The sequence below is a fragment of the Amycolatopsis orientalis DSM 40040 = KCTC 9412 genome, assembly GCF_000478275.1.
In the GTDB taxonomy this organism is placed as follows: domain Bacteria; phylum Actinomycetota; class Actinomycetes; order Mycobacteriales; family Pseudonocardiaceae; genus Amycolatopsis; species Amycolatopsis orientalis.
In genome coordinates this window covers 1-23382 of sequence record NZ_ASJB01000028.1, presented here as the reverse complement: position 1 = coordinate 23382, position 23382 = coordinate 1, and the positions used below count along the sequence as shown (strand labels likewise).

At 69.1% G+C, this 23382-nt stretch carries 19 protein-coding genes; 11 read left to right on the top strand and 8 right to left on the bottom strand.

Going from position 1 to position 23382, the window contains the following annotated elements:
* The first annotated feature begins 108 nt into the window (after positions 1–108).
* Entirely contained in the window at positions 109–1719 is a 1611-nt protein-coding gene (locus L324_RS06660; RefSeq protein WP_037305089.1) for an alpha/beta hydrolase, read from the top strand.
* 74 nt (positions 1720–1793) lie between these two features.
* Here L324_RS06660 and L324_RS06655 read toward each other — a convergent pair whose 3' ends face one another.
* From L324_RS06655 to L324_RS06645, 3 genes are read right to left on the bottom strand one after another with little or no spacing between them, the layout of a single operon-like run.
* Entirely contained in the window at positions 1794–2141 is a 348-nt protein-coding gene (locus tag L324_RS06655) for a darcynin family protein (RefSeq protein WP_037305088.1), read from the bottom strand.
* A gap of 11 nt (positions 2142–2152) precedes the next feature.
* Positions 2153–3043 (bottom strand): SDR family oxidoreductase, encoded by an 891-nt coding sequence (locus tag L324_RS06650; protein ID WP_037305087.1) that lies wholly within the window; start codon positions 3041–3043, stop codon positions 2153–2155.
* Between the two features lie 14 nt (positions 3044–3057).
* Positions 3058–4563, bottom strand: coding sequence for an MFS transporter (locus tag L324_RS06645; RefSeq protein WP_051173749.1), 1506 nt, complete (start codon positions 4561–4563; stop codon positions 3058–3060).
* Positions 4564–4638: 75 nt separating this feature from the next.
* Between L324_RS06645 and L324_RS06640 the strand changes: the two genes are divergently transcribed.
* The 3 genes from L324_RS06640 (at position 4639) to L324_RS06630 (ending at position 7353) form a co-directional block, all read left to right on the top strand.
* Complete coding sequence (locus tag L324_RS06640) at positions 4639–5544, top strand: LysR family transcriptional regulator (protein WP_037305086.1); 906 nt, start codon at positions 4639–4641, stop codon at positions 5542–5544.
* A 102-nt stretch (positions 5545–5646) separates the two neighbouring features.
* Positions 5647–6684 carry a hypothetical protein gene (locus L324_RS06635; RefSeq protein WP_152546716.1) on the top strand — a complete coding sequence of 346 codons (1038 nt, stop codon included), beginning with the start codon at positions 5647–5649 and terminating at the stop codon, positions 6682–6684.
* A 192-nt stretch (positions 6685–6876) separates the two neighbouring features.
* Positions 6877–7353: an MgtC/SapB family protein gene (locus L324_RS06630; RefSeq protein ID WP_037305085.1), complete on the top strand. Its 477-nt coding sequence runs from the start codon at positions 6877–6879 to the stop codon at positions 7351–7353.
* Between the two features lie 330 nt (positions 7354–7683).
* Here the strand turns inward: L324_RS06630 and L324_RS06625 are convergent, their stop codons facing one another.
* Together L324_RS06625 and acnA are read right to left on the bottom strand one after the other, a co-directional pair.
* The gene (locus tag L324_RS06625) at positions 7684–8487 is read right to left on the bottom strand and encodes an alpha/beta fold hydrolase (protein WP_037305084.1); all 804 of its coding nucleotides are present in this window, start codon (positions 8485–8487) and stop codon (positions 7684–7686) included.
* 75 nt (positions 8488–8562) lie between these two features.
* Entirely contained in the window at positions 8563–11388 is a 2826-nt protein-coding gene (gene acnA, locus L324_RS06620) for an aconitate hydratase AcnA (protein WP_173426355.1), read from the bottom strand.
* A gap of 362 nt (positions 11389–11750) precedes the next feature.
* Between acnA and L324_RS06615 the strand changes: the two genes are divergently transcribed.
* The 6 genes from L324_RS06615 to L324_RS06590 all read left to right on the top strand — a co-directional run bounded on the left by L324_RS06615 (position 11751) and on the right by L324_RS06590 (position 19228).
* Positions 11751–13100: an NlpC/P60 family protein gene (locus L324_RS06615; RefSeq protein WP_037305080.1), complete on the top strand. Its 1350-nt coding sequence runs from the start codon at positions 11751–11753 to the stop codon at positions 13098–13100.
* A 2-nt stretch (positions 13101–13102) separates the two neighbouring features.
* Positions 13103–13645 (top strand): molybdenum cofactor guanylyltransferase, encoded by a 543-nt coding sequence (gene mobA / locus L324_RS06610; protein WP_037305079.1) that lies wholly within the window; start codon positions 13103–13105, stop codon positions 13643–13645.
* Between the two features lie 189 nt (positions 13646–13834).
* On the top strand, positions 13835–16102 hold the full coding sequence (locus L324_RS06605; protein ID WP_051173700.1) for a hypothetical protein: 2268 nt from the start codon (positions 13835–13837) through the stop codon (positions 16100–16102).
* Between the two features lie 124 nt (positions 16103–16226).
* Complete coding sequence (locus L324_RS06600; RefSeq protein ID WP_037305078.1) at positions 16227–17297, top strand: AAA family ATPase; 1071 nt, start codon at positions 16227–16229, stop codon at positions 17295–17297.
* 69 nt (positions 17298–17366) lie between these two features.
* Positions 17367–18251: a DUF58 domain-containing protein gene (locus tag L324_RS06595; protein ID WP_225950060.1), complete on the top strand. Its 885-nt coding sequence runs from the start codon at positions 17367–17369 to the stop codon at positions 18249–18251.
* Entirely contained in the window at positions 18248–19228 is a 981-nt protein-coding gene (locus tag L324_RS06590) for a VWA domain-containing protein (protein ID WP_037305076.1), read from the top strand. The genes L324_RS06595 and L324_RS06590 overlap by 4 nt, the downstream gene beginning before the upstream one ends.
* A gap of 86 nt (positions 19229–19314) precedes the next feature.
* Here L324_RS06590 and L324_RS06585 read toward each other — a convergent pair whose 3' ends face one another.
* A complete protein-coding gene (locus tag L324_RS06585; RefSeq protein ID WP_037305074.1) occupies positions 19315–19776 on the bottom strand; it encodes a tRNA (cytidine(34)-2'-O)-methyltransferase in 462 nt (153 codons plus the stop codon).
* A 110-nt stretch (positions 19777–19886) separates the two neighbouring features.
* Between L324_RS06585 and L324_RS06580 the strand changes: the two genes are divergently transcribed.
* Entirely contained in the window at positions 19887–21482 is a 1596-nt protein-coding gene (locus tag L324_RS06580) for an alkaline phosphatase D family protein (protein ID WP_037305073.1), read from the top strand.
* Here the strand turns inward: L324_RS06580 and L324_RS06575 are convergent.
* Together L324_RS06575 and L324_RS06570 are read right to left on the bottom strand one after the other, a co-directional pair.
* Positions 21470–21901, bottom strand: coding sequence for an acyl-CoA thioesterase (locus tag L324_RS06575; RefSeq protein WP_037305072.1), 432 nt, complete (start codon positions 21899–21901; stop codon positions 21470–21472). The genes L324_RS06580 and L324_RS06575 overlap by 13 nt on opposite strands.
* Positions 21902–21968: 67 nt before the next feature.
* Positions 21969–23255: an alpha/beta hydrolase family protein gene (locus tag L324_RS06570; RefSeq protein WP_051173698.1), complete on the bottom strand. Its 1287-nt coding sequence runs from the start codon at positions 23253–23255 to the stop codon at positions 21969–21971.
* Positions 23256–23382: the final 127 nt, after the last annotated feature.

Below are 23382 nucleotides of genomic sequence, written 5' to 3'. Positions count from 1 at the left end.
GCTCGCTTGGTGTTACGCGCCGTGACGTCGGCGGCGCATCGCGCGACATGTTCCGGCATGTCGCCAGCCGAGGGAGGAGTCGTTTTGCCGAGATCCACAAGGAGGCCGGTGCGCGGTTTCGCACTGGTAGGGGCACTCGTGGCCGGCGCCGCGCTGACCGGGATGCCCGGAACGGCGGCCGCCGACCAGGAGACCGGGACATCGGCCGCCCAGGTCGGCGCGACGGCGCCGGTGACCTGGGGCGCCTGCACGGCGGACCAGATCCGGGGCGTTCCCGCCGATCAGGTGAAGTTCTACAGCTGCGCGCGGTATCGCGTGCCGATCGACCACGACAACGCGGCGCTCGGCACCATCGACATCGCGATGCTGAAGCGGGCGGCGAAGACGCCGGACAAGAAGATCGGCTCGCTGTTCCTCAACCCCGGCGGCCCCGGCGGCTCCGGGTTCCGGATGCCGATCGGCGCGGCGAACTACTTCCAGCCGCAGGTGCTGGACCGGTTCGACCTGATCGGGTTCGACCCGCGCGGCGTCGGGGCTAGCAACCCGCTCAAATGCTTCACCACGCAGGAGGACGCGGACGACGTCTTCGCCGCGCAGATCCCCGTACCGCTTTCGCGGCAGGAGATCTCCGGCACGCTGGCGTCCTACCGCGACTACGGCCAGTTCTGCAAGAACAACGCCGGCGCGCTGCTGAACCACATGTCCACCAAGGACGTCGTGCGTGACCTCGACAAGATGCGGGCGGCCGTCGGCGACCAGAAGCTGACCTTCGTCGGCTTCTCGTACGGGACCCTGATCGGGTCGACGTACACGTCGATGTTCCCGAAGCAGAGCCGCGCGATCGTCATCGACGGCAACGTCGACCCGGCGCTGCGCACCAGCGACGGCGTGCAGTACGACCGCGAGCGCGCTCGCGGGTTCGAGATCGCGCTGGACGCGTTCCTGCGCAAGTGCGCGCAGGTCGGGCCGAAGTGCTCGTTCAGCTCGGGTACGCCGCGGGAGAAGTTCGACGAACTCCGCACGTACCTGCGCCAGCAGCCGATCAAGCTGCCGGACGGCAGCGGCTACGACATCAACACGTTCACCGGCACGGTCTCCGGTGTGCTGTATTCGCCGTCGTCGTTCCCGGCGCTGGCCGACGACCTGCAGGCGCTGTACAACGTCATCCACCCGCCGGCGGCGCAGACGCAGACGGCGCAGGCCGTCGAGCTGAAGGTGCTGCGGTCGGGTGTGAACGGGCGGGCCGACGCGGACCCGGACAGCCCGTACACCGGTGACGACTCCTACTTCGCCGTGAACTGCTCGGACAAGAAGATCACGATCAAGCAGGAGAAGGTTCCCGAGATCGCCGCGAAGTGGGAGAAGGAATCGCCCACTTTCGGTCGCTACCAGGCGTTCGCCGACATCGCGGGCTGCCCGGTGTGGCCGGCGAAGAACCCGGACGTCTACCGCGGCCCGTGGCAGGCCAAGACCGACACCCCGGTGCTGGTCGTCGGCAACTACTACGACCCGGCGACCCAGTACCTGTTCTCGAAGCGGATGGCCGCCGAGCTGGGCAACGCCCGGCTGCTGTCGGTCGACGCCTTCGGGCACTGCATCCTGGGTGACTCGCTCGGGGTGGACAAGGTGACGGCCGACTACCTGATCGATCTGAAGGTCCCGGCCAACGGTCAGGTGTTCCAGCCGAACGTCCAGCCGTTCGAAACCGCCACTGCCTGATCAAGGCGCAAGTCCGTGAAGGCCTCCTTCCCTACTCTCAAGGTAGGGAAGGAGGCCTTCACGGACTTCTGGCCTCAGACGTCGACGCTCGCGTAGGCGTCCAGGCCGTAGTTCGTGGCGTACGCGTTCTCGACGCCGACGAGAAGGTCGACGATCTCGAAGTACTGGTCCCAGAAGGGCGTCTCGCGCAGCGCCTCGATGAGCAGCTGGTACGAGTGATGGTCCTGGGCCTCCCACACCCACACGTCGGTCACCCGCGCCGAGTAGAACTCGGTGTCGTAGAAGCGGGAACTGACTCCCTTCACCTTGCTCTCGATCGCCGGGAGTACTTCGGTCTTGAAGACCGCCACACGTTGTTCGACCGTCAGGCCGAGCCATTCGGGCGTGGTCTTCACCAGCATGAACGCGGTCACTTCGGACATGGTGATTCCTTTCAGGAGTAGGCGCCGGCTTCGATGTCCTCGACCAGGGTCGGCCCGTACGCGGTCCACTTGAGGAGTTCGCGGGTGCGCGCACTCGACGCGGACATGTCCGTCGCGAAGAACCGGCCGACGAAACCGAAGTGCTCGGCGGCCTTCTCCGGCGCGACGGACACCACCGGGACACCGAGGGTCCGTCCGACGGCTTCGGCGATTTCCTTTGTCGTGACCGCTTCTTCGGCGACGACGTGGAGCAGCGAGCCGGTGGGCGCGCCTTCGAGGCCCAGCCGGACGAGCCGGGCCGCGTCGGTGCGGTGCACCGCCGCCCACGCCGTGGTGCCGTCGCCGATGTAGCCGGAGACGCCGTGTTCACGGGCCGCCGCGACGATCGACGCGAGGAAGCCGTGATCGCCCGCGCCGTGGACCGAAGGCGCGAAGCGGGCACTGATCACCCGCATGCCCTTCTCGGCGTATTCGAGCGCGAGGTTCTCGCTGCCGCCGCGATGCGCATCGGGGCCGACGGCGGGGGAGAGGTCGCTTTCGGTGGCGGGGCGCCCCTTGCCCAGGGTCGAGAGACCCGCGGCGAGGACGAAGGCCCGGCCGGTTCCGGTCAGCGCGTCGGCGATGGTTTCGACGGCGCCCCGTTCGGCCCGGTTGGTCGCGGCGGGGTCGGCCCAGTCGTGCTTGTTCGCCAGGTGGACGACGGCCTCGGCCGCTTCGGCGCCCGCGCGGATGCCGTCGAGATCGTCCAGGTCGCCGCGGCGCACCCGGGCGCCCTTGCGCTCCAGTGCGGCGGCCGAGGTGTCCGAACGGGCGAGGCCGGTGACCTCGTGCCCGGCGTCGAGCAGCTCGTCCACGACGGCCGAGCCGATCCACCCGGTCGCCCCGGTGACGAATACGTGCATGGGAATCGCTCCTTCTACTGGTTCCCGCGGGTGCGGGAAAGACGGGACTGCAGGACGACGAGCGCCCCGAGGACGAGCACGCTCACGCCGATCACCCGCAGGGCCGTGCCCGTGCTGGTGACGAACGCGGAGATCACTTCGGGGGCGCGCCCGGGAGCCGCCGCGAGGGCCTGTGCGACGGTGTGCGGATCCTGGCCCGCGCGGACGTCCGGCGGCAGCGCGGCGGCGAACCGTCCGGTGAGGACGGTGCCGATGACCGCGACACCGAGCGCGCTGCCGAACTCGCGGGTGGTGGCCTGCAGCCCCGCGCCGACACCGGCCTGTGCCGGGGGCAGCGAACCGGCGATGGCGGCGGACAGCGTCGGAAGCGCCAGCGTGACACCGATCCCGGTCACCACGAGCCAGGCGGCGTAAGCGAGGTAGGACGTAGCGGTGTCGCTTGTGGACAGTCCGAGGAGTCCGCAGCCGACGAAGACGAACGCGAGGGCGACGGTGGCGTCGACCCCGGCTCGCCGGACGAGCCTGCCCACCTGTCGCGCGCCGAGGATGACCGGGACGGTCAGCGGGATGATCCCGAGCCCAGTCAGCAGGACACTGAAACCCTTGCCGTACTGGAGAAACGACGCGTTGACGTAGAACAGCGCGAACATCCCGAAGAAGATCGCGGTCATGCCGAGGCAGGCGCCGCGCAACGCGGGCACGCGGAACAACCGGGGATCGAGCAGCGGATGCCGGGCCTTCAGCTCCACGAACGTCCACAGGGCGAAGAGCACCACGGCGCCGCCGAATCCGGTCAGGACGACCGGGCTGCCCCAACCCGCTTCGGGTCCTTCGACGATGCCGAGCAGCAACGCGACCGACGCACCGACGAGCAGGACGGCGCCGAGCGGGCTGAGGGGACGGTCGTGGCGCGGGGACACCGGCGCGATCCGGGCGACGAGCGCGGCGAGCACCAGGGAAAGCGGGATCGCGGCCGCGAACAGCCAGCGCCACGACCCGCCGGAGAGCACCGCGCCACCGCCGGCGTTCCCCACCACGCCGCCGATCCCGGTCATCGACGCCCAGGTCGCGATGGTCACGCCCTTGCGTTCGGCGGGTACGGCGTGCAGCAGGACGGCGAGTGTGTTGGGCAGTACGGCGGCGGCTCCGATGCCGGTGATGGCGCGGCCCGCCAGGAGGATGGGCAGGTTCGGCGCGACCGCCGAGAGCAGGGCGCCGAGCGCGAACAGCGCCAGACCGGCGAGCAGTACGCCCTTGCGGCCGAAGCGGTCGCCCGCGGCGCCGCCGGGGATCACGAGGCAGGCGAAGAAGACGACGTAGGTGTCGACGATCCAGATCAGGGCGGACGCGGACGGGCGCAGGTCGCTCGCGGCCAGCATCGGCACCGCGAGGTTGATCGCGGCGACCATCCCGACGACGAGCACGACACACGCGCACAGGACGGTGAGCAGACCGCGCCGGGCGGCCGGGTGACCCGAGGTGGCGCCCGGGTCCTCACGATTTTGAAGGCGGAGTGGCATGTCCACCACGCTAGGGACCAGCGCGGCCTTCGTGCGACGCAACTTTGGAAAGGACTATTTGCGTACGATGCAACTATGGCCGACCAGCTGGACCTCAACCTCCTGCGGGTGTTCGACGCGCTGCTCCGGGACGGCAGCGTCACCGGTGCCTCCGAGCGCCTGCACCTGTCCATCCCCGCGACGAGCCGGGCATTGAGCCGCCTGCGCCGGGCGATGGGGGATCCGATCCTGGTGCGCGCCGGGCGCGGGATGGTGCCGACCCCGTTCGCGCTCCGGACCGCGCCGCGGGTGCGATCGCTGCTCGACGAGGCGTCGGCGTTGATCAGCGCGGACCGGGAACCGGCGATCAGGGAGCTGGAACGCACCTTCACCATCCGCATCAACGACGGTGTCGCCGCGACCTTCGCGACGGCGGCCGTCGAAGCGACCGCGGCCGTCGCGCCGGGCGTGGTCCTGCGGTTCGTCGCCGAAGGCAGCGAAAGCGCCGAGGCGCTCCGGGACGGCTCGGTCGATCTGGACATCGGCGCGGGCGAACTCGCGGCACCGGACATCCACTCGACGCTGCTGTACCGCGAACGGGTGGTGGCGATCGTCCGGGCCGACAGCCCGCTCGGCCGGGCCCGCCGTCCGACGCTGGCGCAGCTCTGCCGCCATCCCCACGTTTCGTCGTCCCGGCGCGGTCGTACGCGGGGCCCGCTCGACGACGTCCTGGAGGCCGAAGGACTGCGGCGGCGCGTCGCGGCCGTCGTCCCCACTTCCGCGGTCTCGGCGTTCCTGGTCGCGTCGAGCGACTACATCGGCCTCGTGCCCCAGCGGCTGGCCGAGCAGTACGGCCGCTCGCTCGGGATCCGCTGGTTCCCCGTCCCGGCGGAACTGCCGGAGGTCGAGGTCCGGCAGCTCTGGCACGCCCGGCTCGACGCCGACCCCGCCCAGCGCTGGCTGCGGGAGACGATCCGTGCGGCGTTCCGCTCGCCCAATTAGCGGCAATTTCCGGAGCCGGAAATGACCTGGGAGGAGCGATCGCCGCTTGCTAAGGTGATCTTGATCCGCGGTTCTCGCCGCGGCCTTGGGGGAAGGAAACCTTTGCGTACCAAGAGAACTCTGTCCATTGCCGGGGCATCCGCCGTCGCGTTGGCCGTACTCGCCCCGGCCTCGGCCTCGGCCGCCCCGGTACTCACCGAGCTTCCCGCGCTGCCCGGTTCCTCGGTCGCCGGTGCCGCCGGGATCAACGACAGCGGGGTAGCGGTCGGCTGGTCCAACACGGGCGGCACGTCGCACGCCGTGCGCTGGGGCGCCGACGGAACGGTCACCGATCTCGGCACCGCGGACGGTGACACCGGGAGCGGGGCCACCGCGATCAACGCCGCGGGAACAGTGGTCGGGCGGTCGTCGAACAGCAAGGGCCAGCGTGCGGTCCGCTGGGCCGCGGACGGCCGGATCACGGTCCTGGAGTCCTTGCCGGATACGACGTACTGCCAGGCGGACGCGATCAACGCGACCGGCCAGATCACCGGCTACTGCTCGGCGTCCTACTCGAGCTACTACGGAAAGCCGGTCCGCTGGGGGACCGACGGCAAGGTCGCCGAACTCGCCACCCTCCCCGGCGGGACCTCCGGCGGCGGGGCGGCGATCGCCGACGACGGCACCATCGCGGGCTGGTCGACCGCGCAGGACCACCAGACGCACGCGACCCGCTGGGCCCCGGACGGGACGGTCCTCGGGTTGCAGTACCTGCCGTCCGGTTACCACGCGAAGGCGTTCGGCATCGGCGCCGACGGGACGATCGTCGGCACGGTGCAGCGTTCGATCGGCGGCAGCTACGGCGTGTTCGCCACCCGCTGGAAGCCGGACGGTGCGGTGACCGACCTCGGTGGTTTCCCGGTCACCGACAAGCCGGACAGCGAAGCGCGGGCCGCCGGTCCCGGCAACACCGCGGTCGGTATGTCGAAGGACACAGAAGGGCGCTACACCGCCGTGCGCTGGAACTCCGACGGAAGCCTCACCGACCTCGGAAGGGCGGCTGGAGCAGGCCCGGGAACCATCACCTTCGCGACTTCGATCAACGTTCACGGCGTGATCGTCGGCCGGTCCGGCGCGGTCGCCGTGCGTTGGAAGCCCTGACCGACGTGGTATCTTCCGAAGGTTGATCAACACCGTTCGAGTAAGAAAGCGAGGTGAGCGGCACATGCCGGAAGACAGTTCTGGATCGACCGGAAGCGGTCGCCGTTCACCCGCGTGCGCGGTGCGCTGACCTTCTCCGGTCTCCTTTCCCTGTCTGGCTTTGTGTACGCACGCCAGAAAAGAGCCGGAATCATGAACACCTTCGAAATGCTGCTCAGGGTCGGCACCGGCGTCGGCCTCGGCGCCGTCATCGGCATCGAGCGCCAGTACCGCGCCCGGATGGCCGGTCTCCGCACCAACGCCCTCGTCGCCGTCGGCGCCACCCTCTTCGTCCTGTTGTCCGCCCACGGTTTCGGCGGGCTCAACAGCAGCGGTGACGCCGACCCGACGCGGGTGGCCGCCCAGATCGTCTCCGGTATCGGGTTCCTCGGCGCCGGGGTGATCCTGCGGGACGGGCTGAACGTGCGCGGGCTCAACACCGCCGCCACGCTGTGGTGCTCCGCGGCCGTCGGATCCCTTGCGGGCGCGGGACTTTACGTCGTCGCGCTGGCGGGGACCGTGGTGATCGTCGGGGTCAACGTGCTCCTGCGCCCGCTGGGCCGCGTCGTCGACCGCCGCCCCGAGCACCGGGAAGACTGCTCCGAGGTCGTGAGTGGTAATGACGGTTAGAGAGGGGTGAGGCAAAGATGTTGTGCCCCGGCGAGCGTCCGGACTGGCTGGCGGAAGCCGGGCCGTGGTCGTGAGTGGTAAAGAGCGTTAGAACGCTCTTTACCACTCACGACCCCGTTCAGGAACGTGCATATAGGCATCAACCGGACGCCGAGTCGCCGAAAACTCCCCTTTGTGGATAGGCCCCGGTCTCGTGAGGGAGGCCTCACGTAGGTCGCCAAGTAGTGAAGGCCTCTTTCGCTACCTTGAGGGTAGGCAAGGGGACCTTCACGGCATTGAGTCGATCACGCCACGTTTGCCTTACCTCTCAAATAGAACCGTCATCACCACTCACGAGCGGGCCAGGAAATCCAGCACTGTCCCGGAGAACCAGTCGGGTTTCTCCAGATTGATCATGTGCGCGACCCCGGGGACGACCAGTTTCCGGGCGTCGCGTGCTTCGCCTTCGATCTGGCAGGCGATGGCCAGGATGTCCGGGGAATCCAGATCTCCCACCAAGGTCAGGGTGCGTGGGGTCAGCTCGCCGATGCGTTCGACGGCCCGGAGTTCGTCCATCAGCGTGAAGCCGGAAAGTCCGTGCCGCACGACCGTCTGCGTGTACATCTCCTGGCACAGCCGCCGGACTCGCTGATCGACCTCGGCGGGTGCGCGCCGCTGCCCGTCCACCCACATGCGCAGGATGCATTCGATGGCACCGGGGAGATCGCCCCTGGCGCCCGCCTCTTCGAGCTTCTTGTTCTGCTCCAGGACGAAGGGGTCCTTCGTCACCATCGCACTGAGCCCGGTAGCGGCCAGGACGAGGTTCTCGACCAGATCCGGGTAGGTCAGCGCGAAGTCGACCGCGATCCGGCCGCCACCGGACAAGCCGACCAGAGAAGCGCGGGGGAGTCCCAACGCGGTCATCAGCGCGCGGAGATCCTCGTAGTGCTTGAACCGCTCCGTCGGTGTGGACGACTCGCCGTGCCCGCGCGCGTCGTACCGGATGGCGGTGTGGTGTGGTGCGAGCGCCGTCATTTCGGCGTCCCACATCCGGGAGTCGAGGATCCCGCCGTGCAGCAGGATCACCGGATCGCCGTCGCCCCGGGCCTCGTACGCCAATTCGCCGTTCTCGACCTGAACTCTCCCCGTGGTCATGCCCGCACGGTACCGAAGAACGACGAAGGCCCCTTTCCCCGAAGTGCGGGGAAAGGGGCCTTCGCGTGGGCCGCTTTACGCCTGGGTCATCTTCCGCAGGACGTACTGCAGGATGCCGCCGTTGCGGTAGTAGTCCGCCTCACCCGGGGTGTCGATGCGGACGTCCGCGTCGAACTCCACCTTGGTGCCGTCGGTCTTCGTCGCGGTGACGTGGACCGTACGCGGGGTCTCGCCCTCGTTCAGCTTGGTGATACCCGAGATGTCGAACGTCTCGGTGCCGTCGAGGCCGAGCGACGCGGCCGACTCGCCCGCCGGGAACTGCAGCGGGATGACGCCCATGCCGATCAGGTTCGACCGGTGGATCCGCTCGAACGACTCGGTGATCACCGCGCGCACGCCCAGCAGCGACGTGCCCTTGGCCGCCCAGTCACGCGACGAACCGGAGCCGTACTCCTTGCCGCCCAGGACGACCAGCGGGATGTCCTGCGCCGCGTAGTTCTGCGCCGCGTCGTAGATGAACGCCTGCGGGGCGCCGTCCTGGGTGAAGTCGCGGGTGTAGCCGCCCTGCACGTCGTCCAGCAGCTGGTTGCGCAGCCGGATGTTCGCGAAGGTGCCGCGGATCATGACCTCGTGGTTACCGCGACGCGAGCCGTAGGAGTTGAAGTCCTTCTTCTCCACGCCGTGCTCGGTCAGATACTGCGCGGCCGGGGTGCCCGGCTTGATCGCGCCGGCGGGGGAGATGTGGTCCGTGGTGACCGAGTCGCCCAGCTTCGCCAGCACGCGCGCGCCGGAGATGTCGGTGACCGGGGACGGCTCCGCCTTCATGCCCTCGAAGTACGGGGGCTTCCGGACGTAGGTGGACTCCGCGTCCCAGTCGAAGGTCTTGCCCTCGGGGGTGGGCAGGGACTTCCACCGCTCGCCACCGTCGAAGACGTCGGCGTAGTCCTTGGTGAACATCTCCTGCGTGATCGCGTAGTCGATGGTCTCCTGGATCTCCTTGGCGGAGGGCCAGATGTCCTTCAGGAAGACGTCGTTGCCGTCGGTGTCCTGGCCGAGCGGCTGGTTCTCGAAGTCGAAGTCCATCGTGCCGGCGAGCGCGTAGGCGATGACCAGCGGCGGCGACGCGAGGTAGTTCATCTTCACGTCGGGGTTGATACGGCCTTCGAAGTTCCGGTTGCCCGAGAGCACCGAAACCGCGGTGAGGTCGTTCTCCTGGATCGCCGCGGAGATCTCGTCCGAGAGCGGGCCCGAGTTGCCGATGCAGGTGGTGCAGCCGTAGCCGACCAGGTGGTAGCCCAGCTTCTCCAGGTACGGCCACAGGTTGGCCTTGGTGTAGTAGTCGGTGACGACCTGCGAACCCGGCGCCATCGAGGTCTTGACCCACGGCTTGACCGCGAGGCCCTTGTCGACCGCGTTGCGCGCGAGCAGCGCCGCGCCGAGCATGACCGACGGGTTGGAGGTGTTGGTGCACGAGGTGATCGAGGCGATCACCACGGCGCCGTGGTCGAGGATGAACTCGCCGCGGTCGGAGGTGCTGACCTTGACCGGGTTGGTCGGGCGGCCGCTGTGGCCGTTCGCCGCCGACTGGATCTCGACAGCGCCCTCGTCCTTGAACGAGAGGGCGGCCGGGTCGCTGGCCGGGAAGGACTCCTCGACGGCCTCGTCGACGTTGGTGTGCGGAGCCTGCTCGCCGCCGACGTAGTCGTGGATCGACTTGCGGAAGGAGTTCTTCGCGTCGGTGAGCTCGATGCGGTCCTGCGGGCGCTTCGGGCCGGCGATCGACGGGACGACCGTCGAGAGGTCCAGCTCGATGTACTCCGAGTACTCCGGCTCGTGCGACGGGTCGTGCCAGAGGCCCTGCTCCTTGGCGTAGGCCTCGACGAGCGCGACCTGCTCCTCGGACCGGCCGGTGAGCTTGAGGTACCGGACGGTCTCCTCGTCGATCGGGAAGATCGCCGCGGTGGAGCCGAACTCCGGGCTCATGTTGCCGATGGTGGCGCGGTTGGCCAGCGGCACCGCGCCGACGCTCTCGCCGTAGAACTCGACGAACTTGCTGACCACACCGTGCTTGCGCAGCATCTCGGTGATGGTGAGCACGACGTCGGTGGCGGTCACGCCGGTGGGGATCTCGCCGGTGAGCTTGAAGCCCACGACGCGCGGGATGAGCATGGAGACCGGCTGGCCCAGCATGGCCGCCTCGGCCTCGATGCCGCCGACGCCCCAGCCCAGCACGCCGAGGCCGTTGACCATCGTGGTGTGCGAGTCGGTGCCGACACAGGAGTCGGGGTACGCCTGGCCGTTGCGGGCCATGACCGTGCGCGCGAGGTGCTCGATGTTGACCTGGTGCACGATGCCGGTGCCCGGCGGGACGACCTTGAACTCGTCGAAGGCGCCCTGGCCCCAGCGCAGGAACTGGTAGCGCTCGCGGTTGCGCTCGTACTCGATCTCGACGTTGCGCTCGAAGGCGTCGGCGCGGCCGAAGACGTCGATGATGACCGAGTGGTCGATGACCAGCTCGGCGGGAGCCAGCGGGTTCACCTTGTCCGGGTCGCCGCCGAGGTCGGTGACGGCCTCGCGCATGGTGGCGAGGTCGACGACGCAGGGCACGCCGGTGAAGTCCTGCATGATCACGCGCGCGGGGGTGAACTGGATCTCGATCGACGGGTCCGCCTTGGCGTCCCAGTTGCCGAGCGCGCGGATGTGGTCGGCGGTGATGTTCGCGCCGTCCTCGGTCCGCAGCAGGTTCTCGAGCAGGATCTTCAGGCTATAGGGAAGGCGCTCGGAGCCCTCGACCTTGTTCAGGCGGAACACCTCGTAGGAGGCGTCGCCCACCTTCAGCGTGTCTTTGGCGCCGAAGCTGTCCTTGCTGGCAGGTGCAGTCACTTCTAACTCCAGTGGCATGGACTCAGGCTCGTGAGCGTTCGTCCCGGGTCAGTTCGGTGTGTTCTCAGTGTGTTTCCAGGCCGTTCGGGTCGACCCGGAGCGAGTCTTGCGCACCCCCACCGTAAGTCCGGACGCGGGATGGCACACCTCGTTCGTCCCTTCAAACAGTACGCCCGTCCTGTTTGGCTTGGCAAGCCGCCACGCCGGTCATCCACGTCTCATCGGCCGCGTCCGTTCGAGTGACGAAACGTTCGTCTGTTCGTCCCCCGTTGAGGGGAAATGGTGCCTACGGTGTGTAAGTTCCTGGTGGTGCTTCTGGTAATGCTGATGCAGCAGTGGCACAGTGAGCCGGAAGTTCAAGATCAGGAGGTGGGCGGATCGTGCGTGGTGAAACCGGGTCCGGGGCCGTGGCCCGCCGTGGCGTGACCATCGCCGCGCTCGGCGTCGTCCTGTTGCTCGGGGTGACCGGCACGGGTGTCGCGGTCCCGCCGCCCCCGCCGAACCCCAGCGACTCCGAGATCAACTCGAGCAAGGCCGAGGCCAACGCCAAGGCGGGCGATGTCGGCAGGCTCACCAACCAGCTTGCCCAGGCCGAGTCGAAGCTCGCTCAGCTCAACGACGAAGTCGAGCTGAAGATGGAAGAGGCCAACAAGGCGCGGGTCGACGCGGAGAGCGCGCAGGACGCCGCCGCGCAGGCCGACCGGGAAGCGCGGTCCGCGCGCACCGAGGCCGACGCCGCGCAGGCCGCCATCGACAAGGCCCGCGCGGACCTCGACAAGTTCGCCGCCGCCAGCTTCCAGCAGGGCAGCACCATCGGTTCGGTGTCGGCCTACCTCACCGCCGACAGCCCCAAAGAACTGCTCGGCCGCGCGCAGCTGCTCGACGCTGTCGGCGGCAGCAGGCTCAACGCGCTCGACACGATGAAGCGCGCGCAGACGGAGAAGTCCAACAAGGACGCGACGGCGCGCAAGAAGCTGGAGATCGCGCAGGAGCGCAAGCGCGAGGCCGAGGCGGCGAAGCACGAGGCCGACAACGCCCAAAGCGCCGCCCAGCACGCGCAGGACACCCAGGCCACGCAGAACGAGCTGCTGGAAGCCGACAAGGCGAACGTCGAGAAGCAGCTCTTCGAGGCACAGCAGAAGGTCAGCGGCCTGCAGGGCCAGCGTCAGCGCTACGAAGACTGGAAGGCGCAGAAGGCCCGCGAGGACGAGGAACGCGCCCGTCAGGCCGCGCTCGCCGCGTCGAGGCCGAGCCAGGGCGGCGGCGGCCGTCCGTCGGGCAGGCCCGTCCAGTCGGCTCCCGCCGGGGCGAGTGTCGAGGCCGTCGTGCAGCGGGCGCTGTCGCAGCTGGGACTTCCGTACGCGTGGGGTGGCGGCAACACCTCCGGCCCCACCCGCGGTATCCGCGACGGTGGCACGGCGGATCGCTACGGCGACTACATGAAGATCGGCTTCGACTGTTCCGGGCTGATGATCTACGCCTTCGCGGGGGTGCGGGCGCTTCCGCACTACAGCGGCTACCAGTACAACGCCGGGCGGAAGGTGCCGCTTTCCCAGATGCGCCGCGGTGACATGCTCTTCTGGGGCGGCAGCGCGCGGGGCATCCACCACGTCGCGATGTACCTCGGGAACGGGCAGATGGTCGAGGCGCCGCAGTCAGGCTTGCGGGTGCGGATCGCGCCGGTGCGCTACGGCGGCATCATGCCGTACGCGACCCGCTTGATCGGCTAGGCGTGGCGTACGCGGGGATCGTGCTGGCGGGCGGTGCCGCGCGCCGTCTGTCCGGTGTGGACAAACCCGCGTTGCCCGTCGGCGGGAAACCGTTGATGACACGGGCTTTGGCGGCACTCGCCGACGCGGATCCGGTGATCGTCGTCGGCCCGGAACGGCCGGGTTTCGGCGGCGTGCGGTGGACGCGGGAGGCTTCGCCGGGCGCGGGCCCGGTCGCCGCGCTGGCGGCGGGGCTAGCCATGGTGCCCACGGAGATCGTCGTCGTGCTGGCCGGTGACCTCGCCGGGGTGCGCAAGTCCACTGTGGACAGGCTGACGGCGGCGCTGGGCACGGCGCCGGGGGCGGTCCTGGTCGATTCCTCGGGCGAGCGGCAGTGGCTGCTCGGCGCCTGGCGGGCCGAGGCACTGCGGTCGGCGCTGCCTGAGCGGGTCGAGAACGCGTCGCTGCGGCGGACGCTCGGCGGGCTGGAGATCGTCGAAGTGCCGGAGGAGCCGGGGGAGAGCGACGATATCGACACCCCGGAGGATCTGGACCGGTTTTCCTAGGTCGCCTGGTCGCCGGTCGGGTGAGTCGTGAGTGGTGTGGGGAAGATCGCGGCCGTTGGACGGCCGGAATCTTCCCCGCTCGGTCGTTGATCCACCGGTCGTGACCGGCACGGGCTTCCGGCACGGACTTCCGACGCGGGAGACCAGAGCGGCAGGGAACCTCTCGGTGCGGTTCGGCATCATAGGCCGGTGAACGAGCCGCCCACGGAACCGAACCACGCGAGCGTTCTCCTCGACAGCGACGCCTTCTTCGACGATTTCGACACCTGGTCCACCCGGCTGATCCTGGAAGAACTGGTCGACGAGGCCCTGGTCACGGACGAGATCTCGGACGCGCTGAAACTGGAGGAACTGCGTGCCGAGGAGGCACGGGAAGCGGTCCTCGCCAGCGCTTCGGCGTTCGTGAGGGTCAAGTTGGAGAGGGAACGGGCAAGACACGTCTTCCGGCGACGCTCGTCCCCGGCGCTGGTCTTTCACGAAGCGCGGGTACTGACGGTCGCCGGAATCATGGTGACGGGCTACCTCAGTCTCCTGCAACTCGCCTGGCAGGCGATGCCGCTGTTCTTGAAGGCGTTCGGCATACTCGGTTTTCTCTGCGTCGCCGTGCTGGCGGCAGGGGTGATCGCCCGCCGGCTTCCCTTGTTGTTCGTCAGGGACAAGGACCAGCGCGCGGAAGTGATTCCGCATCCGGACATGATCGCGCTCGGCGACCGCCGGGACCACGTGCTCCGCGAGGTCGTCATGCCGGAACTCCGTGCCTACATCCGGGACAACCGGCTCACCTACGACCGGACGACTCTGAGTTTTGCCGGGCCGGGCTCGTTCGACAAGGTCTTCGGACCCGACCTCGTGCGCACGGAGGCGGTCAAGAGGCTGCGGCGGATCATCGATCGCGCCGACTCGGTGGCCGTCGCGCTGGCGGGGTCCCGGGGCGCGGGGAAGACCACGTCGATCCGATCGCTCGAACGAGGGCTGCTCAGCCAGGCGGGCCATGCCCCGCCGCTGGTGGTGGTCGCTTCGGCGCCCGCAGCCTACGAAGCCCGTGACTTCGTGCTGCACCTGCACGCGTTGCTGTGCAAGGCCGTGCTCGCGGCGATCCCGCCAGAGCTCGTCAGGCCGGCGGATCGTGCTCACCGGTGGACGGCGTGGTGGGGGCTGGTACGACGGTCGGGCTCGTTCCTCCTGAAGGTCGGCGTCGCCCTGGTGGCTGTTTGGCTGCTGTGGGGTGGAAGTCCTCAGCGAGCCTTTTCCGAGCTCGCGGCTTTCGGTACCGACGTTCTGGACGGCGGCTTCACGCCGCGGCGGATGTGGGCCGCACTTCCGGTCCGGCGCTTGCTGGCCGCCGGTGTCTTGGCCCTTGTCCTGGTGGGGGCGGCCTTCGGCCTGCTCAGGGTTCTCCTGAAGCAGCTCCTGTACGCCATCGCGCGGTGGGGAGAAGCGGATCTCAACCAGCTGCAGCGCATCACCAGGCAGCAACTCGACCGGATCCGGTTCCTGCAGACCTACACGACCGGATGGTCCGGGAAGCTCAGCATGCCGCTGAAGGGTGAGGCGGGCCGGACCTGGTCGACCCAGCGTGCCGAGCAGCAGCTCACGCATCCCGAGGTCGTCGACAAGTTCCGGGAGTTCGCCGAACTGGCTGCCGAACGGCTCGCCGCGGAGAAGGTCGCCGGGCGCGTCGTGATCGCGATCGACGAACTGGACAAGATCGGGGAGCCCGAGAAGGCGCATCAGTTCATCAACGATGTGAAGGGTGTCTTCGACGTCCCCGGCTGCCTGTTCTTCGTGTCCGTTTCGGACGACGCGGTGCTGGGCTTCGAGCAGCGCGGGCTCGGCGTGCGGGACGCCTTCGACAGCGCGTTCTCGGAGATGGTGCGGCTCGAACCGTTCACTTTGGACGAAAGCAGGTTGTGGGTCGCCCTGCGGTTGAGGGGGATCTCCGAGCAGTTCTGCTACCTGACGCACTGCCTGTCGGGCGGGCTGCCCCGGGAACTCAAACGGTACGTCGTGGAGATGGTCGACCTGGCGAACGAGGTTTACCAGCCGTCGTTGGAGACCGTCGCGCGCAGCCTTGTCGCCGGGGAGATGGCGGGTAAGACCCGGGCCTTCACTTCGACGGCGGCCGGTCTGGAAAATTCGCCCGAACTGATCGCGCTGACCACGGACCTGCTCGCCATCCCGGGTACGAATGCACCGGTCGACCTGGTCGAACTCGCCGTGCGCCTGGTCGAAACCGATGCCGACACCATCGTGCCGATCAGCGACCTGCGGTGGCACAGCGGCTGTTTCGTACTGTTCTGTGCGACGGTACTGGAGATCTTCGACGACACCCTGACGGGTGACCGGCTGGAGCCCGGGCTGCACCGGCTCGCCGTCGTCCGGCGGCGGATGGCGATGCATCCGCGGCAGGCGTGGGACGACCTGGCGGAGTTCCGGAAGGACCGGGGGCTGACGTGAGCGGAAGCCCTTCACAGCGGTCATACCGGTGGTCCGGTTGGCTACCTTCACGAACGGCTGTGCCACCGACCACTACGGTCACATCCGGACGCAAGAACGCAAGCGGGGAACACAGGAGGCACGAGTGACCGAGCCCGGCTACGCCGACGGCGCGCAGCAGCAGCCCGGAACGCCGGCGCGGGACGCCCAGTTGCTGGAGCGGACCGTGTTCGAGGTCAAGCGGATCATCGTCGGCCAGGACAGGCTGGTCGAGCGGATGCTGGTCGGCCTGCTGGCCAGGGGGCACCTCCTGCTCGAAGGCGTCCCCGGCGTCGCCAAGACCCTCGCCGTCGAGACCTTCGCGCGTGTGGTCGGCGGCTCGTTCTCGCGGGTGCAGTTCACCCCGGACCTGGTCCCCGCCGACATCCTCGGCACCCGGATCTACCGCCAGGGCGCCGAGCGGTTCGACGTCGAACTCGGCCCGGTGGTGGCGAACTTCGTGCTCGCCGACGAGATCAACCGCGCGCCCGCGAAGGTGCAGTCGGCGATGCTCGAGGTGATGGCCGAACGGCATGTGTCGATCGGCGGCCAGACCTTCCCGATGCCCGACCCGTTCCTCGTGCTCGCCACGCAGAACCCGATCGAGAACGAGGGCGTCTACCCGCTGCCCGAGGCGCAGCGCGACAGGTTCCTGTTCAAGATCGTCGTCGAGTACCCGACCGCCGAGGAAGAGCGGGAGATCATCTACCGGATGGGCGTCACCCCGCCCACCCCGCAAGAGGTGCTGAGCCCCGCCGAGCTGGTCCGGCTGCAGAACGTCGCTTCGCAGGTGTTCGTGCACCACGCGCTGGTCGACTACGTCGTCCGCCTCGTGCTCACCACCCGTACCCCGAACGACCACGGTCTCGCCGACGTCGCGGGCTGGGTGTCCTACGGCGCCTCGCCGCGGGCGAGCCTCGGCATCATCGCCGCGGCCCGTGCGCTGGCACTGGTCCGCGGCCGGGACTACGTGCTGCCGCAGGACGTCGTCGACGTCGTCCCCGACGTGCTGCGTCACCGGCTCGTGCTGTCCTACGACGCGCTGGCCGACGGCGTCCCCATCGACCACATCATCACGCGGGTGCTGCAGACCGTGCCGCTGCCGCAGGTTTCGGCCCGTCCGCAGGGCGGGGCCGGACAAGGCGGCCCGGTCCCGGCCGGCGCGCCCGTCAGGTAAGGAATCCGAGTGAAGAACGAGAAGGGCGAACGTCCTTCCTGGGCTCCGCCGGTCCTCCGCGGGGAGCGGATGGAGGCGGGCCTGCGCACGCTCGAACTCGACGTGCGCCGCCGTCTCGACGGTCTGCTGCAGGGCAACCATCTCGGCCTGGTGCCGGGACCCGGTTCCGAACCGGGGGAGGCCCGGCCGTACCAGCCCGGTGACGACGTCCGCCGGATGGACTGGGCGGTCACCGCGCGGACGACGAGCCCGCACATCCGGGAGACCGTCGCCGACCGCGAACTGGAGACGTGGCTGGTGGCGGACGTGTCCGCGAGCCTCGACTTCGGCACCGCGCTGTGCGAGAAGCGCGACCTCGTCGTCTGCGCGACGGCCGCGGTCGCCCACCTGACCGGCGGGGGCGGCAACCGGATCGGCGCGCTCGTCTCGAACGGGGCGGGCAGCATCACGCGTATCCCGGCCCGCGGCGGGCTTCCGCACGCGCGCGGACTGGTCCGCAAGATCGCCGAGACCCCGCGTGCCGAGGAAGGCGTCCGCGGCGATCTCGCGGCGGCGCTGGAGAAACTGCGCCGTCCGCCGCGTCGTCGCGGGCTCGCGGTCGTGATCTCCGATTTCCTCGGCGACACGGAATGGCAGCGCCCGCTGCGCGCGCTCGGCGGGCACCACGACCTCATCGCCATCGAAGTCCTCGACCCGCGCGACATCGACCTGCCCGACGTGGGCACCGTCGTGCTGGCCGACCCGGAGACAGGGAAACAGCGCGAAGTGCACGCTTCGGCCTTGCTGCGCAAGGAATTCGGCGCCGCGGCGCACGCTCACCGGCAGGAGGTCGCGGCCGCGCTGCGGCGGGCCGGTGCCGCGCATCTGGTGCTGCGCACCGATTCGGACTGGATCGCGGACATGGTCCGGTTCGTGGTGGCCCGCAAGCGCCGCTGGTCCGGTGGTGTCGCGTGAGCCTGACCGGATTCGCCTCGCCGTGGTGGTTCCTGCTGCTGCTCGCGGTCGTCGCCGTGGCCGTCGGCTACGTGCTCTCCCAGCGCGCCCGGCGCAAGCGCACCATGCGGTTCGCCAACCTGGAACTGCTGGACAAGATCGCGCCGAAGAGCCAGGGCTGGGTGCGGCACGTTCCCGCCATCCTGATCGTGCTTTCGCTGCTGGTGCTCACGGTCGCGCTCGCCGGGCCGACCGCCGAGCAGAAGGTGCCCCGCAACCGGGCGACCGTGATGCTGGTGATCGACACCTCGCTGTCGATGGAGGCGACCGACGTAGCCCCGACCCGGCTGAAGGCGGCCCAGGAGTCGGCGCGCTCGTTCGCGCAGAACATGACGCCGGGGGTGAACCTCGGGCTGATCTCGTTCGCGGGGACGGCGACCGTGCTGGTCGCGCCGACCACCGATCGCGGTGGCGTGGTGAAGGCGATCGACAACCTGAAACTCGCGCAGTCGACGGCGACCGGTGAAGGGATCTTCGCCGCACTGCAGTCGATCGAGAGCTTCTCGGCGATCGTCGGCGGCGCGGAAGGCCCGCCGCCCGCCCGGATCGTCCTGATGAGCGACGGCAAGCAGACGGTGCCCGACGACCTGTACGCACCGCGAGGCGGCTACACCGCCGCCCAGGCCGCGAAGCAGGCCCAGGTGCCGATCTCGTCGATCTCGTTCGGGACCACGCACGGTTCGGTCGACATCGACGGCAAACCGCAGGACGTGAAGGTCGACGACGAGTCGCTTGAGGAGATCGCGCGGCTTTCGGGCGGCGACTTCTACAAGGCGGCCAGCGCGGACGAGCTGAAGCGCGTGTACAACGACCTCGGCGAGCAGATCGGTTACGAGCTGAAGGACGCCGACGCGAGCCGTCCTTGGGTCATCATCGGGACTTTGGTCTTGATGATCGGCGCCGCCGCTTCGCTCTTCCTGGGGCAGCGACTGCCCTAGTTTCACCTACCGCGCGTGCTATGAAAGGTCCTTTCCTTGCAAAATTTGCAAGGAAAGGACCTTTCATAGCATTGGGGCCAGGGGTGTCACGGGGTCGCGAAGCCGTTCTGCCGCCAAGCCTCGTAGACGCTGATCGCCGCAGTGTTGGACAGGTTCAGTGACCGGCTCGACGGCAGCATCGGCAGCCGCACCCGATCGGTCACCTCGGGGGCCGACTGGACCTCGGCAGGCAGCCCGGCCGACTCCGGCCCGAACATCAGCACGTCGCCGGGCTCATACGCGACATCGGTGTGCAGCCGCGTCGCCGACGCGCTGAACGCGTAGACCCGTGCGGGAAGCAGAGCGGCCCACGCCGCGTCGAGGTCGGCGTGGACGTGGACGCGCGCGAGGTCGTGGTAGTCGAGTCCGGCGCGCCGCAGCTGCTTGTCCTCCAGCGTGAAGCCGAGCGGTTCCACCAGGTGGAGTTCGCAGCCGGTGTTCGCGGTCAAGCGGATCGCGTTACCCGTGTTGGGCGGGATTTCGGGGCGGTAGAACAGGATGCGGAACACGAGGGTTGATCGTCTTTCGTTCACGGGCGCTTCGCCTGGGGGCGGCCGGGAGGCCATATACGCGGACGAGCATGAGGCCGCCCGTGACCATCCCACCACAGGAGGGCTTCATGCCTTCACTCCCTCATCCCCTGTCGCGGCGCCGCTTCCTCGGTTACGGCTCCGCCGGCGCGGCCGCCGTCCTGCTGGGGACCGGTGCCTGGAACGCCGCCGGCGCGATGCCGCTCGCCCGCGGTGTCGGCAACCCCTTCACCCTCGGCGTCGCGTCGGGTGACCCGCTGCCCGGCGGTGTCGTGCTCTGGACCAGGCTCGCGCCGAAGCCTTACGAGGCCGACGGCTTCGGCGGTATGCCGAGGACGCCGGTGCGCGTCGAGTACGAGGTCTCGGTCGACGAGCGCTTCCGCGGCGTGATCCGCCGGGGCTCCGTGGTCGCCACGCCCGAACTCGGCCACTCCGTGCACCCCGAGATCCACGGTCTCGCGCCGGATCACCAGTATTTCTACCGGTTCCGCGCGGGCGGCGAGATCTCGCCGGTCGGCCGGACGCGGACGGCGCCGGTCGCCTGGTCGTCGCCGCGTGAGCTGAACTTCGCGTTCGCGTCCTGCCAGTCGTGGGAGGCGGGCCACTTCACCGCCTACGACCACATGGCGGCCGAAGACCTCGACCTGGTCGTGCACCTGGGCGACTACCTCTACGAAAGCGGCGTCACGGGCGTCGGCCGCGGAACGCCGGTGGGACCGCAGTTCAAGGGCGAGACCTTCGACCTCGCGCGCTACCGGCTCCAGTACGCGCTCTACAAGTCCGAAGCGCCGCTGATGGCCGCGCACGCCGCCTTCCCGTGGATCCACGTCAACGACGACCACGAGGTGGAGAACAACTGGGCCGGTGACCTTTCGCAGGCTGACAACGAACCCGACCAGGACCCGGCGGTGTTCCGCCAGCGCCGCGCCCAGGCCTTCCAGGCGATGTACGAGCACCTGCCGTACCGAATCGCCCAGCTGCCGAAGGGCCCGGACGCACGGCTTCACCGGCGGCTGAGCTACGGCACGCTCGCCGAGTTCACCATGCTCGACACCCGCCAGTACCGCGACGACCAGCCCTGCGGTGACGGCCAGTCGGCGAACTGCACCGAACGGTTCGACGAGAACCGCACCCTGCTCGGCTCGGAGCAGCGGAACTGGCTGCTCGACGGCTTCTCCCGGTCCCGCGCGCGGTGGCAGATCCTCGGCAACCAGGCACCGATGGGGCAGACCGACACCGACGCGGGTGCCGCCACCAACGTCTACCTCGACCCGTGGGACGGCTACGTCGCCGACCGCGACCGCGTCCTCGCCGCGGCGCAGGACCGCGGGGTGCGGAACCTGGTGGTCATCACCGGCGACCGGCACCAGAACTACGCCTGGGACCTCAAGCGCGACTTCGGCGACCCGGGTTCGCCCACCGTGGCGAGCGAGTTCGTCGGGACGTCGATCACCAGCGGCGGCAACGGCGCGGACATGACACCGGCCGGGGAGAATCTGCTGAAGGCCAACCCGCATATGAAGTTCTTCAACAACCAGCGCGGCTACGTCCGGGTGAACGTGAACCGGCAGCGCTGGCGCAGCGACTTCCGGGTGGTCCCGTACGTCAACACCCCCGGCGCGCCGATCAGCACACGGGCCAGTTACGTCGTGGAGGATCGGCGCCCCGGCGTTCAGTCCGCCTGAGCGGGCAGGAGGGCGGCGTACGCCTCGCGCACCGACGCGGGTGGCGCCGCCTTCCTCAGCGTCACGGGATCGACGAAGACGTAGCGCGTCTTCACCTCGGTGCACAGGGTTCCGCCGCGGCGGACCTCGAAGTCGACGATCAGCGACGTCGTCCCGAGATGATCCAGGAACACGGCGATGACCAGTTCTTCGTCGTAGCGGCACGGCGCGTGGTAGCGGAGGTTCGATTCGGCGACCACGAGGTCGGCGCCGTGCTCCAGCGCGTTCTTGTGGGAGCCGAAGAGGGTTTTCTCCACGTCGAACATGGCCATGTCGACGTAGGCGAGATAGTGCGCGTTGAAGACGATGCCCTGCCCGTCGCATTCGTGGTAGCGCACGCGCAGCGGCATCTCGACGATCGGTTTCCGTGGTTCGGTCACCTGGCCAATTTACGTGAAGGCCCCCTTCCCTCGGCTCAGCCGAGGGAAGGGGGCCTTCACGCGCGTGTCAGTCGATGAAGCCGACGTCCGGATGGCGCGGCGACTCGCGGTCGAACAGGTGCCTGTCCCGGCCCTTCAGATGCAGGTCGAAGAAGGCGCTGATGTAGTCGCGCTGCGCGGCGACGGAGCGGCGCGGGTCGATCGTGCCGATGAGTGCGCGCACCTTCTCCGGTTTGACGAGCGAGGCCAGCTGCGGGACGACGGCCTGCAGGTCGCTGTAGCCCATGTGCGCGCTCCCGCGCAGCAGTAGATCGCGTTTCCAGCCCCGCTGGTTCCCCCAGAACTCGACCCAGCTGCGGTCGTAGGGATTCGCGTGCGTGTGCTCCACGGGCTTGCCGGTGACCGGATCGGTGAGTTCCGAGCCCATCAACAGGAACGGCCGGTCGAGTCCGTGCTTGACGACCTCGCCCGGAACGTACGGGGTGCCTTCCGGGAAGCCGAACGCGGAAGCCATCGCGCCGTCGAGGTTGATCCCCGCGTCGACCCGGCGGTCGTGGTACATCGTTTCGCCGGAGGTGAACCCGCCGTAGGAATGCCCGAACATGCCGATACGGGAGAGGTCGAGCAGCCGGCCGAGGCCGCGGGGCAGCGTCCGGTGTCCGGCGTCGGGGTTCACCCCGTGTGCCAGGAGGGTCAGCTGGTCGAGGACGAACCGGCTGTCCGCCACCCTGGCGTCGATGGCCGTCTTCATCGTCGCGGGATCCAGTTCCCGTTGCGGGGCCCGCTCGATCCGGCCGCCGGGGAACTCGACGGCCATGCTCTCGTAAGTGTGCGAGAGCGAGACGACGACGTATCCGCGGCTCGCCAGATCGTCGGTGAGGACGGTGTCGAATTCCCTCGGCACGGTGAAGCCGGGCGAGAACACGACGACCGGACGCGGACCGCCCCACCGGCTCACGGGTGCGCCGGTACGCGCGTGGCGTTTCGCGGACGTCCAGTCGATCGAGCCCGGCGGGACGTCGAGGTAGGCCGGGCTGTTCAGCCCGTCGTCCAGTGTGTCGGCCATGGCGTCGCTGAGCCAGGGCGCCCGCGGTCCGTCGCCGTGGCGGTCCGCGGGATAGGTCACGGTGGCCATGAGTTCGCGGCGGCGATCCGGTTTCCAGGGATCGGGCCGGGAGCTGTCGACCAGATGGAGTTCGGTGGTGCCGATCGCGTGGTCGCCGGTCGGCGCCGGTGTGGTGAACCGGACCGGCTCCGCCGCCGCGGCGGGGGCCGCGGTCGCGAGTCCGGCGGCGGCGGTCAGACCGGCCAGAAGCGCCGAACCCCGCACCACCCAGGTGTGTCTCGATGACACTGTGGAGTCCTTTCGTCCGAGGAGACGGCCGGGCGGCCGCCCCCCTCGGAGCGTGGCACAACGAGCTAGGTGTATTTGGCCATTAGGTTGGTTGCAGTCGGCTGGTGGGTGGTTGGCCGCCGAGTGC